13 protein-coding genes are annotated in these 14,973 nt (G+C 33.7%); 9 read left to right on the forward strand and 4 right to left on the reverse strand.

The window, feature by feature from the left end; genetic code table 11:
• The first annotated feature begins 38 nt into the window (after positions 1–38).
• A complete protein-coding gene (locus H7F21_RS04530) occupies positions 39–1,256 on the forward strand; it encodes a BaiN/RdsA family NAD(P)/FAD-dependent oxidoreductase (protein ID WP_185788026.1) in 1,218 nt (405 codons plus the stop codon).
• Here H7F21_RS04530 and H7F21_RS04535 read toward each other — a convergent pair.
• Entirely contained in the window at positions 1,223–3,508 is a 2,286-nt protein-coding gene (locus tag H7F21_RS04535; protein WP_185788027.1) for a response regulator, read from the reverse strand. The two genes, H7F21_RS04530 and H7F21_RS04535, sit on opposite strands and share 34 nt — an antisense overlap.
• A gap of 110 nt (positions 3,509–3,618) precedes the next feature.
• Between H7F21_RS04535 and H7F21_RS04540 the strand changes: the two genes are divergently transcribed.
• From H7F21_RS04540 to H7F21_RS04570, 7 genes are all read left to right on the forward strand, one after another.
• The gene (locus H7F21_RS04540) at positions 3,619–4,146 is read left to right on the forward strand and encodes a DUF1697 domain-containing protein (protein ID WP_185788028.1); all 528 of its coding nucleotides are present in this window, start codon (positions 3,619–3,621) and stop codon (positions 4,144–4,146) included.
• A 53-nt stretch (positions 4,147–4,199) separates the two neighbouring features.
• Positions 4,200–5,279: a diphosphomevalonate decarboxylase gene (locus H7F21_RS04545; protein ID WP_185788029.1), complete on the forward strand. Its 1,080-nt coding sequence runs from the start codon at positions 4,200–4,202 to the stop codon at positions 5,277–5,279.
• 77 nt (positions 5,280–5,356) lie between these two features.
• Positions 5,357–6,286, forward strand: coding sequence for a mevalonate kinase family protein (locus tag H7F21_RS04550; RefSeq protein ID WP_185788030.1), 930 nt, complete (start codon positions 5,357–5,359; stop codon positions 6,284–6,286).
• A gap of 135 nt (positions 6,287–6,421) precedes the next feature.
• The gene (locus tag H7F21_RS04555; protein WP_185788031.1) at positions 6,422–7,324 is read left to right on the forward strand and encodes a geranylgeranylglycerol-phosphate geranylgeranyltransferase; all 903 of its coding nucleotides are present in this window, start codon (positions 6,422–6,424) and stop codon (positions 7,322–7,324) included.
• Complete coding sequence (locus H7F21_RS04560) at positions 7,325–8,272, forward strand: carbon-nitrogen hydrolase family protein (RefSeq protein ID WP_185788032.1); 948 nt, start codon at positions 7,325–7,327, stop codon at positions 8,270–8,272.
• Positions 8,273–8,313: 41 nt separating this feature from the next.
• Positions 8,314–9,153, forward strand: coding sequence for a pseudouridine synthase (locus H7F21_RS04565; RefSeq protein ID WP_185788033.1), 840 nt, complete (start codon positions 8,314–8,316; stop codon positions 9,151–9,153).
• Positions 9,154–9,286: 133 nt separating this feature from the next.
• A complete protein-coding gene (locus tag H7F21_RS04570; protein WP_185788034.1) occupies positions 9,287–11,587 on the forward strand; it encodes a response regulator in 2,301 nt (766 codons plus the stop codon).
• 5 nt (positions 11,588–11,592) lie between these two features.
• Here the strand turns inward: H7F21_RS04570 and H7F21_RS04575 are convergent, their stop codons facing one another.
• Positions 11,593–12,606, reverse strand: a complete 1,014-nt coding sequence (locus tag H7F21_RS04575) for a transglutaminase domain-containing protein (RefSeq protein ID WP_185788035.1) — start codon at positions 12,604–12,606, stop codon at positions 11,593–11,595.
• Between the two features lie 86 nt (positions 12,607–12,692).
• Positions 12,693–13,121 (reverse strand): carboxypeptidase-like regulatory domain-containing protein, encoded by a 429-nt coding sequence (locus H7F21_RS04580; protein ID WP_185788036.1) that lies wholly within the window; start codon positions 13,119–13,121, stop codon positions 12,693–12,695.
• A 165-nt stretch (positions 13,122–13,286) separates the two neighbouring features.
• Between H7F21_RS04580 and H7F21_RS04585 the strand changes: the two genes are divergently transcribed.
• The gene (locus H7F21_RS04585) at positions 13,287–13,592 is read left to right on the forward strand and encodes a hypothetical protein (protein ID WP_185788037.1); all 306 of its coding nucleotides are present in this window, start codon (positions 13,287–13,289) and stop codon (positions 13,590–13,592) included.
• On the opposite strand, the gene H7F21_RS04590 is transcribed toward H7F21_RS04585, so the two are convergent.
• A complete protein-coding gene (locus tag H7F21_RS04590) occupies positions 13,589–14,959 on the reverse strand; it encodes an MptA/MptB family glycosyltransferase (protein ID WP_185788038.1) in 1,371 nt (456 codons plus the stop codon). The two genes, H7F21_RS04585 and H7F21_RS04590, sit on opposite strands and share 4 nt — an antisense overlap.
• Positions 14,960–14,973: the final 14 nt, after the last annotated feature.

The raw sequence follows: 14,973 nt of genomic DNA on the forward strand, positions 1-14,973 counted from the left end.
ACAAACAATAAGTTATAAAATCATCTTAAAATATAGACTTGAGTAAACATAAGGATATAATAATTATTGGTGGTGGTGCAGCTGGTTTTTTCTCAGCTATTAATATTGCTGAGCAATATTCTGATTTGTCCGTAGCTATTTTAGAACGTGGTAAAACAGGACTTCAAAAGGTTAAAATATCTGGAGGTGGTCGTTGTAATGTGACACATGCTGAATTTATTCCGTCAGAATTAGTCATAAATTACCCAAGAGGTGAAAAAGAACTATTAGGCCCCTTTCATAGCTTTATGACTGGTGATACGATCACTTGGTTTGAAGAACGTGGCGTAGAATTGAAAATTGAAGAGGACGGTAGAATGTTTCCAGTTTCAAATTCATCACAAACTATTATTGACTGCTTTTTAGATGAAGCTAAAACACATGGCGTTGATGTGCTATACAACCATTCGGTAAAGTCTATTGATGTTTTGGATAATGGTTTTTCAATAGAAACGTCTCAAGAGAATTTTCAATGTGGTCAATTAATTATAGCCACTGGTAGCAATACTAAAATTTGGAAGCTCCTTGAAGATTTGGGGCATACCATAGTAGAACCTGTGCCATCACTTTTTACTTTCGACATCAGGGATGAGCGTATTCGAAACATTCCAGGAGTTGTAGCAAAAGATGTTGAGGTAAAAGTTTTAGGGACGGATTTAATTTCAACTGGGCCTTTATTGATCACACATGTTGGAATGAGCGCACCAGCGATTTTAAAATTATCTGCATTTGGTGCCATTGAGTTATCAAAACTTAATTATCATTTTGATATAGAAGTAAATTTTATTCGTCAAGATTTAGACAGTTGTTTAGCATCACTTAAAAGTTTAAAATTAGATTTAGCTAAAAAGTTAGTGGTTAACTATACGCAATTTGATTTACCTAAACGACTTTGGAAACAACTGGTTTTAGATGCAAATATTGACGAAACCAATCGTTGGGCAGATATCAATAAGAATCAAATTGATGCGCTGTCAAAACAATTAACTAAAGCTATATTCAAGGTTACTGGTAAAAGCACATTTAAAGAAGAGTTCGTAACGGCCGGAGGTGTGGATTTAAGAGAAATAAACTTTAAAACATTTGAAAGCAAACTTATACCCGACTTATATTTTGCGGGAGAAGTTATTAATGTAGATGCTGTTACTGGAGGATTTAATTTTCAGAATGCTTGGACTAGTGCTTATATCGCTTCTAGGTCAATACAATTAAAGTAATGCTGCTCTTTATTGGCATAGCGTTGTATCACAGCTTTAAAGTCCTCAAAAATATAAGGCTTTGTAATAATTTGATTAATACCAACGTATTTTGCCTTTAGTGCTATTTCTGCAGAGTTCAATGCCGTAAGTGCCAAAATAGGAATATGTGGATTAAACATTCTGATATGTTTTGTGGCTTCGTAACCATCCATGTCCGGCATATTAATATCCATTAAAACCAAATCAAAAGCTTTTTCTTTAATCATGGAAATAGCTTCTCTACCATTGGACAAGGTTTCACAAGTGTAGCCTTCAATCCTTTCAATATTTTTCTTGCTTATCAATAAATTGATCTTATTATCATCCACAATTAATATGTGTCTATGTTTTATGGAATCAATTTTTGGAGTATTTGTCTGAATGGGTGACAGTGCTCGCTGAAACGTTATCTCGAAGAAAAATTTAGTACCTAAACCTGGCTTGGATATAAAATCAATATCAGCATCGTGACATTTGAGCAAAGTTTTGACTACAAAAAGACCCAAACCAGAACCGCTACTGTTTTTATGCAAAAAGGTTTTATTTTCAAAAGCATTGAAAACCACATCTCTATGTATCTCATCGATTCCAATCCCTGTGTCTTCAACTTCAAATCTTAAACTCAAGCTGTCTTCGGTACGTTTATTTTCTTTAACCGATATGCCTATATGACCTTCTTTGGTATAGCGTACGGCATTGTAGGCAAGATTAATGAGTATTTGGCTAAAGGCTACCTTATCGATCATCAAGAAATCATTTGCAATAGAATCGTCTACATTGGTTTGAATTTTTAATCCCTTGTTTTTTGCTGCAATTTCTACTGTGCTTACAACATTTTGAACAATTTTATGAATCTGATCCGGTTTCAGACGAAGCGTTTTTTCTTCGAAACGCAATTTTTTGACTTGTAGGATATTATCAATTAGAATCGATAGGTAATTACTGGAAGAAATCAATGAATTTAGATAAGACTTACGTTTGCTTTTATTTGGCTCTTGGTCCACGAGTGTAGCAAGTCCAGTAATACCATAAATAGGTGTGCGTAATTCATGGCTTACAATAGAGAAAAACTCAAGTCTATCCTTGTCAATAGCGAGTAGTTTTGCGTTTGATCGTTTTAAAGCTTTATTTATTGCTTGTATATTTCGTTTTGCCCTTATGTAAAAGAAGAATATTATTAAGGTTGCAATAAGCATTATGGCAGTTAGCACCAAAGTAATCAATAATACTTTTGAGGCTTTGGCATCCTGTTTACGTATATCATTGGCGTGACGTAATTCATTTTGAGTATTAATGATATTGTACATAATATCACCGTTTCTAGAGTTCCTTTTCTCATAAGTAACTACGGCATTATATTTATAGGTATCTGCCGCAAGCAAATATTTAGTAGCGGAATCTAAATTTTTATTTACTTCGGTGTAATAAAGATATTTATAGAAGTTATAAGTCCCTAATTTTCTATACAAGTCAGGATCCTCCTTGAAAGCTAATTTAATAGCATCATCACTGAGATTAAATAATAAATCGAATCTATCTTTTTTTCCAATGTTTAGTTTTACATGAGCAATGGTTTTGTAATAAAAATAGGACTGTTGCAGTCTACTTTTAAAAAAAGCTTCGTCACGGATTTTAGAAAATACTAGCTTAGAGAAATCGACAGTATCCAGCAACTTTAAAGCATTTTTGGAAGCCCTTAACAATTCCTTATTTTCATAAGCGTAATAGTTCTTCTTTATTTTATTTTCGAGATTAATAAAATAAAGTTCACTATTTAATTCTGAAGACAGCTCCTGTGCAATAGGATACAAACTATCAAATCTCTTATAGTTTTTTTCTAATAAATAGGTTTTAAGCAAACTCGAAAGTGCTGCATCTTTACCTTTCCTTGAGTTGATAGAATCGTAGAGATTATAAGATTTTTTATGATAAAGTTCGGCGTTTTTAAAACTAGACATTTTGGCCGATACCTCGCCAATAGCATTATAGGTTTGAGCTTCTGTTGATCTTAGTTTGAATTTTTTGGCAAAAGTAAGCGCTTCGTTAAGCAAAGAAGTAGCCTTAAACAAGCTATCATTCTTGATTAACTCCTCTAATCGATGATCATCAAAAGTACAAGTAAAACTACCATTATTGTCTTTAATTAGTAATTCCTGAGCATTCAAAAACAGACCGTTTGAGAACGAAAATAGCAGGAATATGACAACAATATGAGATTTGGGGAAACGCATATTTTGAGTATAATGGCTAAACATACTAATTTTTGCCGATTAAGCGCATATTTTTTAGATAAAATACCAATATTTAGGTGGTTAATAGTATTTTTCGGTTATTCATAATTATGAAAACACATGTTGCGCTTTTGAGAGGAATCAATGTTGGCGGTCATAAAAAAGTACCAATGACAGAGCTTAGGGAATTGTTGACTAAATCTGGGTTAGAAAATGTGAAAACCTATATACAAAGCGGTAATGTGATTTTTCAATATCAGAGTAATGATCTCAAAGTACTAGAGAATCATATTAAAAAAGCAATTTTAGACCATTTTGGTTTCGAGGTTTCTGTTTTAGTTAGAGCTAAAGTGCAGTTGAAAACAATACTTGATAATTGCCCATTTCCAGAAGAGAATAAAGTCAATAGCTATTTTGCTATTCTATCGGAAATTCCAAATGCCAATTTGGTTAAGGAAGCCTATGCAAAAACCTATGAAAATGAAGAATATGAAATTATAAATGACTGTTTATATTTCTATTGTGCCAAGGGTTATGGTAACGCCAAGTTTAATCTAAATTACTTTGAACGAAAATTAAAAGTTAGTGCAACTTCAAGGAATTATAAAACGATGGTAAAATTACTTGAGCTGTCTTAAAAAGATTAAAATGCCCGTCATAATTCCTTATTTTTGTAAAGAATTTTATTTTAATGACAGAACAAGATTTTATACTCAAATCATATAATTCAAATATTAAGAGTGGCTCAGTAAAGTGGTCGGCACCAAGTAATATCGCTTTAGTAAAATACTGGGGAAAAAAGGAAAACCAAATTCCAGAAAATCCATCAATAAGTTTTACGCTTTCAAACTGTAAAACAATAACCGAAGTTACTTACACTAAAAAAGAAGATAATGCTTTAAGCTTTGATGTGTTTTTTGAAGACAAGTTAAACGAGGCTTTCAAACCAAAAATTCAAACCTTTTTTGAGCGTATTGAAACCTATATGCCCTTTTTAAGGGATTACCATTTTAAAATAGAGACCTCAAATACATTTCCACACAGTTCGGGCATTGCGTCATCAGCGTCTGGTATGAGTGCATTAGCGTTATGTTTATTGAGTATTGAAGAAGATCTAGGCGTTGATTATGCTGACGATTACTTCAATAAAAAAGCATCATTTTTAGCACGACTAGGCTCAGGTAGTGCATGCAGAAGTATAGAGGGAGAACTTGTGGTTTGGGGGCAAAACAAAAGCACAGAAAGTTCGGATTTATTTGGAATAAAATATGATGGCGAAGTACATTCCAATTTTAAGAATTACCAAGACACTATTCTTCTGGTTGATAAAGGAGAAAAGCAAGTGAGTAGCACGGTTGGGCATAAATTAATGTTTGGCCATCCATTTGCAAAAGAACGCTTTGCTCAAGCCCATGATAATATTGCAGACCTAAAAGCTATTTTAGCTTCAGGCGATTTCAAAGCATTTATCAAAATCGTAGAAAGTGAGGCCTTAACACTTCATGCCATGATGATGACGAGTATGCCATATTTTATCTTGATGAAGCCCAACACCTTGGAAATCATAAATAAAATCTGGAAGTTCAGGGAAGATACCAATTCTAATATTTGTTTTACACTAGATGCAGGTGCCAACGTTCATGTATTGTATCCTGAAATGGAGAAAGATATTATTTTACAGTTTATTAAAAATGATTTGGTAAGCCATTGTCAAAATGATCATTTCATTTCGGATTCCATTGGCAAAGGGGCACAATTAATAAAACATTAACGAGGGCTTAAGGGCTGAGGGCAAACCAAATAGGATTATAATCCGTATATTTGTTAAAGGAAATCGCTTAATACAACATGAAAGGACCCCTTTTTTACTCAAAAATCTTGCTTTTTGGTGAATACGGAATCATCAAAGACTCTAAAGGTTTATCTATTCCATATAATTTTTACAATGGTGCTTTAAAAGTGGATGAAAATCCAACAGAAGAAGCCCTGTCGTCTAATGCTAGTCTAAAGCGTTTTGTTGCGTATCTAGAGGGCTTGGATAAAGAATTAGTATCGTTTGATGTTAAGACCTTACAGAATGATGTCGATGCAGGTATGTACTTCGACTCTTCCATTCCCCAAGGTTATGGTGTTGGTAGTAGTGGTGCATTGGTTGCGGCTATTTATGATAAGTACGCATCCGATAAGATTACAGTTTTAGAAAATCTAACACGTGAAAAGTTATTAAAGCTTAAAGCTATCTTTTCTGCTATGGAATCGTTTTTTCATGGTAAGTCTTCAGGTTTAGATCCTTTAAACAGTTACTTAAGCCTTCCAATACTTATTAACTCTAAAGATAACATTGAAGCCACTGGTATTCCATCTCAAAAAACAGAAGGAAAAGGAGCCGTATTTCTATTAGATAGTGGTATTGTTGGAGAAACTGCTCCAATGGTTAGCATTTTCATGGAAAACATGAAGAATGAAGGTTTCCGTAGTATGTTAAAAGATCAATTTATAAAGCATACGGATGCTTGTGTTGATGATTTCCTTAAAGGTGACATTAAGTCCCTATTTAAAAATACCAAACAGTTGTCTAAAGTAGTGTTGAACAACTTTAAACCTATGATACCCAAACAGTTCCATGAATTATGGAAAAAGGGTATTGAAACTAACGATTATTATCTCAAGCTTTGTGGCTCTGGTGGTGGTGGTTATATTTTAGGGTTTACTAAAAATATTGAAAAAGCTAAAGAAGCTTTAAAAGATCAGAAATTAGAAGTAGTATATAACTTTTAGGATATCTGGGAAATGGATTTAATTGAAGTTAGCCCAATATTTATAATTCTCTTTTTTTTTGCATTTATCTGTTTAATAGTCTTCGTATGGTTAGGGATTAGATCGATCAAATCCAAGGATTAATTCAACTTACTCATGCTTTCTAGACGGCAGAAACATATCCTACTAAAATTTTTCAGTCTGTTTTCTGTTGTGCGTGGTTATAATATCCTCGTTGTAGTCATTGCCCAATACTTAGCAGCTATTTATATTTTTGCACCAGACAAGACGATTAAGTCGGTACTGTTCGATGTTAATTTACTAATGCTTGTATTGGCTTCTTCAGCTACAATTGCTGCTGGATATATTATCAATAATTTTTACGATTCCGAAAAAGATTTAATCAACAAGCCCAGGAAGACCATGTTGGATCGATTGGTAAGCCAAAACACCAAGTTATCTTTTTATTTTGTCTTAAATTTTTTGGCTGTTGTTTTTGCAAGTTATGTCTCTTTCAAGGCGGTCATTTTCTTTGCGCTTTACATTTTCGCCATTTGGTTGTACTCGCATCGCCTAAAGAAACAGCCGATGACAGGCAATATAGTGTCGGCTATACTCACGGTAACACCATTTTTCGCCATCTTCATTTATTATCAAAATTTTGAGCTTGTCATATTTGCACATGCTATTTTCTTGTTTTTATTGGTGTCCATGCGAGAACTCACAAAGGACCTCGAGAATATCAAAGGAGATTTAGCTTTGAATTACAGAACCGTTCCTGTGGTTTATGGTGAAAAAGTGTCTAAAACAATGCTTACAATACTAGTCCTTTTAACTATAATGGCAGCTGTAGTTTTGATTTTGTTCTTTAAAATTGGACACATGTATTATTTCTTTTACTTAAGTGTAATGTTATTGATTGTTTTCCTACTCATACTTTGGAAATCAAATAAGAAAACACATTATTTAATGCTCCATAATATTCTTAAGTTTATTATTGTGGCTGGTGTGTTTTCCATTTTACTAATTGATGTATCAGTCGTTTTAAACCGTATATAAATGAATACAACTCTAAAAATTGCTATGGCTCAAATCTCACCAGTCTGGTTGGATAAAAAAGCTACACTACAGAAAATTGAAAATGCAATTATTGATGCAGCCAAGAATGATTGTGAACTTATCGTTTTTGGTGAAGCTCTTTTACCTGGTTATCCATTTTGGTTGGCACTAACAGGAGGCGCGGAATGGAATACTGATGTGAACAAGGAGTTACATGCACATTATGTCAATAATTCGATTTGTATTGAAAAAGGAGAATTGAAGGCGGTATGTGAATTGGCAAAGACACATGGCATAGCGACCTATTTAGGTATTATGGAACGACCTACGGATAGAGGAGGCCATAGTATTTATGCATCGTTGGTTTATATTAATGAAAAAGGTGAGATACAATCAGTACATAGAAAATTACAGCCAACCTATGATGAGCGTTTAACTTGGGCACCTGGTGATGGCAATGGATTGCAAGTGCACCCGCTAAAGGCATTTACCGTTGGAGGTTTGAATTGTTGGGAGAATTGGATGCCTCTACCTAGGACAGCCTTATATGGTCAAGGTGAAAATCTACATATCGCCGTTTGGCCAGGAAGTGATCATAATACCAAAGATATAACACGATTTATAGCAAGGGAATCACGTTCTTTTGTTGTTTCCGTATCAAGTTTAATGTTTAAGTCAGATTTCCCAAATCATACACCACATCTAGAAGCTATTCTAAAAAATGCTCCAGAAACATTAGCAAATGGAGGCAGTTGTATTGCAGGACCTGATGGTGAATGGATTATAGAACCCGTAATTAATAAAGCCGGTCTAATTATTCAAGAGATTGACTTTAATCGTGTGTTGGAAGAGCGTCAAAATTTTGATCCAGTTGGTCATTACTCGAGACCAGATGTTACAAAGCTTATTGTAAATAGAGAACGGCAAACTACAGTGGAAATTAAGTAGTTAATGTAAACTATTCTTATACCTTTGCAAAAAATTTGGTCATGAGCAGAAATCAAGATAGCAAAGGAAAAGGAAAAACTTCAGGAGTGGGAAATGCTAAAGGCAAATCAAAAGGTTTTGCTAGAGGAAATGCTCCCTTTAAAAAGAGATCCCAACCAAAGAAACCATCTAATCCAGATGAGATTCGTCTAAATAAGTACATTGCTAATTCGGGCATGTGCTCTCGTCGCGAAGCCGATGAGAATATAGCTATTGGCTTAGTAACAGTAAATGGCAAAGTGATTACAGAAATGGGTTATAAAGTAAAGCGTACGGATGAGGTGCGCTTTGATGGTCAACGTATTACTCCAGAAGCTAAGGTTTATGTTTTACTTAATAAGCCAAAAGGCTTTGCTACAACTACAGCAGAGGGCAAAGGCAGAACCGTAATGGATTTGGTTGCCAATGCCACAAGCGCCAATATAAAGCCCATTGGACGCCTTGGTAGAAATTCCCTTGGACTTCTTCTCTTTACTAACGACGATGAGGTCGTACAGAAGTTTACGAATTCTAAAAATGGTGTGGCACGGGTATTTCAAGTCGAACTAGATAAGAATTTAAAGTTTGAGGACCTGAAAAAAATTCAAGAAGGCTTTAAAATCGATGGAAAGTTAGTCGCTGTAGAAGAAATAAGTTATATCGAAGGAGAGTCCAAAAATAAAGTTGGTGTAAAAATCAAGAATACAGGTAATACCATATTACGAACCATTTTTGAAACACTTAAGTATGATTTGGTAAAAATAGACTGTGTCGCTATAGGTCATCTTACTAAAAAAGATATTCCTCGAGGACATTGGAAGCATTTAACTATCCAAGAAATCAATACCTTAAAAATGCTATAGTTAGATTTTTGAAATTCTAACTAGACTCGTTTCTCTTGAATTAAAACACCGTTAAAAAGCATATTAATTCGTTAAGTTGTTGTTTTTTCGTAAATAATATATATATTACGATCCCAAATCATTTAGGCTTAACATGAAACTCCTAACCAAAACTCTAGTTGTACTAGCTAGTTTATTCAACTTATACGCCTTTTGTCAAGAGGAAAGTGTAGATTTTGATAGCGATGCGAGCCCTCTAAGTGTTATACAAGAAGTTTTACCTAAAATATCAACAGACTCTACCAGCACAGAGATCACTTCTCATGTAGAGGCTATGTTGGATTGGATGACACAAGAACACTATAAATCCAATTACGCACCAATCTTGATTTATGCTGAAAAAGGTCTTGCTTTGGCTAGAAAAAGTAATAACAAGCAGCATATTCATGATGCGAGATCTGTTATTGGGAATACTTTAATTCGTATTAAAGATACTGTAAGTGCTAAAAAACTATTCTTAAAGTCGTTAAGAGAAGCACAGGATACTAATGATAGTTCTATTATTTTAAAATCTAAAGGTAATTTGGCTAATATCTATTATTATACCGAAGGTTATAAGAATAGAACCGTAAAAATATATCTAGAGTGCGTTGAAATTGCAAAGCGCTTGAAAGACACTACGAGGTTATTTATCTTGCACCATAACTTGTCTAGAGCATTCAATGAGACTAAAAACCCTGAGCGTAGTGCTTACCACGTAAAGGAAACAGAAAAATACCTTAATCTCATTGGAAACCCTCCTCATTACAAAGCTAGCCATCTTCACAATAAGGGGAGAATGTTACTTCTTTTAGACAAGCCAAACGAAGCAATCAAAAACTTTCAAGAAACCATAGATATTTGCGAAAATACCGAATTTACGGAGGCTTTAATTGAAGGGTATACCGGATATAAGGAGGCCCTGGAAATGAAGAAAGACTATCAAGGTATTTTTGAAATTAGCAAGAAGTTAGAATTTTATCAAAAGAAAAAGGACGAGGATGAAGCAAAAAGCATAATCGAGTCCGTAAGTGCTAAGCTCAATGTTGAACGTTTTAAAGATCAGATTAAATCTAAAGAACTCGAAAAGAAATTATTAGTAGAACAGGCAGAGAGAAAAAATATTCTTTTGTTACTTATAGCAGGTATTGTTGTTTTCCTTATGGTGATTTTAGCTATACTTTATCACGCTTACAAAAGACGAAAACTGTTAGTTAGTGATTTACGGGTAAAGAATAAGCAATACTTAAAAGCGAAAGAAGAAAGTGATCAACTCACACAAGCTAAAGCAAAATTTTTTGCAACTGTAAGTCACGAGCTAAGAACACCACTATATGGGGTTATAGGTCTTAGTAGTATTTTAATGGAAAATAAGGATCTCAAAAAGCATGAGAAAGATTTAAAGTCTCTCAAGTTTTCGGCAAACTATTTATTAGCCCTAATTAATGATTTATTGCAGTTTAATAAGATTGAAAATGATAGTTTTACTAAAGAAGAAGCGCCATTTGATTTAAGAGAACAGATAAGTACTATAATATCGTCGTTTGAATATATTAGGTTACAACATAACAACAATATAGATGTAAATATCAGCGATAAATTGCCAAGATTACTCAAAGGTAATTCTGTTAGATTATCTCAAATATTAATGAATTTAATTGGTAACGCATGTAAGTTTACCGAGGATGGAGATATTAATGTGTTTGTTAATGTAATTGAACTTCACGACAATGATGTTAAGCTCGAGTTTATTATTCAAGATACAGGTCATGGTATAGAAAAGTCAAAACTCAAAAATATTTTTGATGAGTTTACACAATTAGATGCTTTAACTAATACTTATCAAGGAACGGGTCTAGGACTATCTATCGTTAGTAAATTATTGGAACAAGCAGGTAGCTCAATTAGTGTAGAGAGTGAGTTGGGAGAAGGAAGTACCTTTAAATTTATTCTATCCCTGGATGTAGTGTCGTTAAATGAAAACGAACATATAGAGACGTCTTTTTCAAATACAAACCAACTAGCCAAAAAATATATACTCGTTGTTGAGGATAATAGAATTAATCAAACGGTAACAAGAAAAATTCTGGAGAATTCTCAAGTAAAATGCGAAATAGCCCAAAATGGTCAAGAAGCCGTAGATATGGTTAAAGCCAATGATTACGACTTAGTGTTAATGGATATAAATATGCCTGTTAAAAATGGAATTGAAGCTACAAAAGAAATAAGGGAATTTAATGAAGTGCTGCCAATTATCGCCCTTACTGCAGTTGAGATTGAAGAACAAAAACATCGTATATTCCAAAGTGGTATGAACGATATTATTGTGAAGCCATATGATATAGATTTATTTAAGAAAATTATCGTTAAGAACTTAACTAATACTGTCGTCAATGATTTCAGAAAATTGGCTTAATTATATTAGTTGTTGACCTGTATTACGTAGGTGCAAATTAAGTCGTCTTTTAAATACAAGTGTACATCATAATGTCCTGAACTATCAAATTGATGTTCTAAAGTCAGCTGGTTATTATTAACCAAAACGGATTTGGGCTTTATTTTGCGACGGGTTGAACCATTATCAATAAGCAACTCCACATCTTCTTTTTTAATATGCGTTTTCAGTTTATATAGAAAGACGATGTTCTCATTAATTTTCAATGTATGATGCATTTGTTTAGGCGCGTCATGAGTTTCGAGATTACTATAGGCTTTGCCATAAAGGACTGGAGCATTCAAAAAATCGTCAAATGTAGGTAGGTCGCCTTTTAATAACCACCATTTACTTTCAATAGGAAAGTGATTCACCGCAAATAATTTAGGATTCGTCAAGAAAAAACCATCGTTGTATTGAAACGTAAATCGATTGGTCTCTGGATTTGGAATACCGCTTGCCCAGGTTGGGTCGCAGAGATACCATTTGTTATTTAATTTTACCACATTCCATGAATGGTTCGGTATTGTAAGCCGTTCCACATTTGTTGTGCTTACACGTCCATAACCTTGAACAATGTCACATTCTATATTGGCCAAATCCGACAAAGCTTTCACCAAGTAGGCATAGCCAGTACAAATGGTACGTTTTTTCTTCAGTAATTTGGTAAATAGTTGTTGTCTAAACTTCGTGTTCCAGGCATTAAACTTTAGGCTATCATTTTTGAAACGTTGTCGCCTGTGATTGTTTTTGAGATATGAACTATAGTCATTTTTTATATTGGCACAAACCCATCGGTAAATGGATCTAAAGCGTTCTACATCAGTATCTAAATTTGAAGTGAGCTTATATGAAAGTTCTGGGAGATTGGCTAAATCTTCACCCTTATGGGAATGCGCAATACTATCAGCTTTTTTAAAACTAATATCCTCAAAATCCGAAATTTGGGCTATCAGTTGACCTGAAAATAAAAGTAGTACTATGAAAGGGAGAAGTTTCAAATGGAAAATAATAACTATTTAGTTGAGTGCGGTCAATAAGTTACAATGAGAGATATATCTACCACACTCGACCAAACAGTATTCATTTAGTTCTTTTTACGTTTCGATTTATAAGGAGTATTCGAATCTAAAGCACCAATCATCTCAACATTGACGTCCTTTAAAGTAATCTCAATGAAAGACGTATCGTCTGTGATGTATACATCTTGCTTTTCATATCCTAAATAGCTAAAGACCAAGACATCACCTGATTTTAATTTTACAGGAAACTTAAATTCACCTTTGTCATTAGTAACTGTGCCATGTCGCGTACCTTTTTGTATGACGTTGACATTGGCTAAAGGACCATTTGCGTCATATACAATGCCACTGACGCTACGTTCCTTGGCGGACACTTCAGTTGATGGGGATTTAGTCTGTCCGTAAATTGGATGGAATGCAAACAAGGCTAACATTGCAGCAATAAAACCAAAGGTTTTAAGGGACTGATTCTGGGTAAATACTTGTGTTTTCATAATAGTTTGTGTTTTGTTTACATCTAAACTAAAAGCTTTGTCTAAAGATATAAAATAGGCTTGAGTTATCTAAATACTTGGTTGAGTTAAGCTGTGATTTCATTTAGTTATGCGTTTTTTGAATTGATTTTTTATATATCTTTATTACATATAATTAAAATTATAATGAGCCCAAAAGACCAACACTTAAAACGCGTCATTGTTGATTTTAAGAAGTTAACACCAGAAATCCTCGCCATGCTTGTTGATAAATATCCTGATGGCTATGATGACGACCACATTATTACATTTAGAAATGCCAAAAATGAGGTTATTGACGCTGTTGAAGTCACGACTGAAGATACTAAATATTTAGTCAAAGTTAGTACTAAACTAGCTGTTACTATGGAAAATTATGATGAGGACGATTATGAGGATTTTGATGAGGACGATCCAGATGCCGTGCAGCCACCCGAAAATCTTGAAGATTAAGTTTTAGATAATCTTTTAAGTAGAACTTCCCAAATAAAGATAGAGAATACAATAAGATACTCCAATCCTATAAGCCATAAATTTTCGGATTTATCAGATGTACCTATGGCCAAATAAGAAAGGTAACTTAGTATAATAACAAAGCTCCAGACCAGAGGGTATTTAAAATTAGTAAATACCGATAGTACAACTAATGTAGTCAAATACCAGGGGTGTACGGTTGTGCTTAAAAACAAATAGCAAGTAAATACTAATAGTATAGATGAGATGAGTTTGGATAATGTATTATTCTTTTCAAAAAATGATAATGCCAGTATTACGAGGATCGTTAAGATTGGAAGTACTTTACCGATAATTGCTATTTCGTTATAACCAGTCAATGCATAGCCAATTTCTCTCAAGATATAATAGATACTAGCATTGAATTCAAAATTACTAAACCAAAGTCCAACCGTCTTAGAATAGTTATTGATAAACTCCATTGAAAAAAATGGAGCAAAGAGAAGTATTACAGTAACTATAATTATACTATAAAACACTATTAATTTTTTTATTCCAACGATAAGATTCTCTTTCTTAACAAACCACCAGAAAAATAGTGGTAAAAACATAAGTGGAATCAATTTTACAGAAATAGAACAAGCGAGAATCACACCAGCCCATTTCCATTTTCCAGAATGTAGGAGGTAAAGGCTCCAAACCAATAAAAATACCATGACACCTTCAAAATGAAGATTTCCCGTAAGTTCAATTATTATAAATGGATTTAAGATGTACCAAAAGATTCTATGTGATGGCAGTTTAAGTCGTTCTAAGAGTTTTTTTCCAAAATAGAGTGTGCCTATGTCTGCAGCTATAATGATGAGCCGCATTCCGATTACGGAGCTTAAAATACTTCCGCTGGGTAAAAGGTTGCCAATAACAAAGCAGAGTTGATTTAATGGTGGATAATTGGTAAAATTCGAGGCGCTGAGACTTCCCATGCCATTATACAATTCTTGGGCCTGTGAGATAGGAAACTTACCATTTTGTATAAACGAATCTGGCGTATATAGATAAGGATTGAGTCCTTCTAAAATCATTCTACCATCCCAAATAAAGCGATAAAAATCTTGTGATAAATTTGGGATGGCAAATAAAAACAGCAATCGAAATAATATTGCTGCTATAACCATTATCCTAAAATAGAAACCAGAAGTTTTGATGATTTGATAAGCAAAAACAAAAAGTGCAGTATAAAGCAATATTAATTGTAATGCTTCAGTTCTCTGCAAATCATAGGCAAACCACAAATACGACAGACAGCTGATTAAGATGTAGAATAGTGTTATTTTTTTATGTTTAAAAATATTGGCTAGTCCGAGCATAAAACCAAAGATAG

This window comes from Winogradskyella flava (genome assembly GCF_014243395.1).
Lineage (GTDB): Bacteria > Bacteroidota > Bacteroidia > Flavobacteriales > Flavobacteriaceae > Winogradskyella > Winogradskyella flava.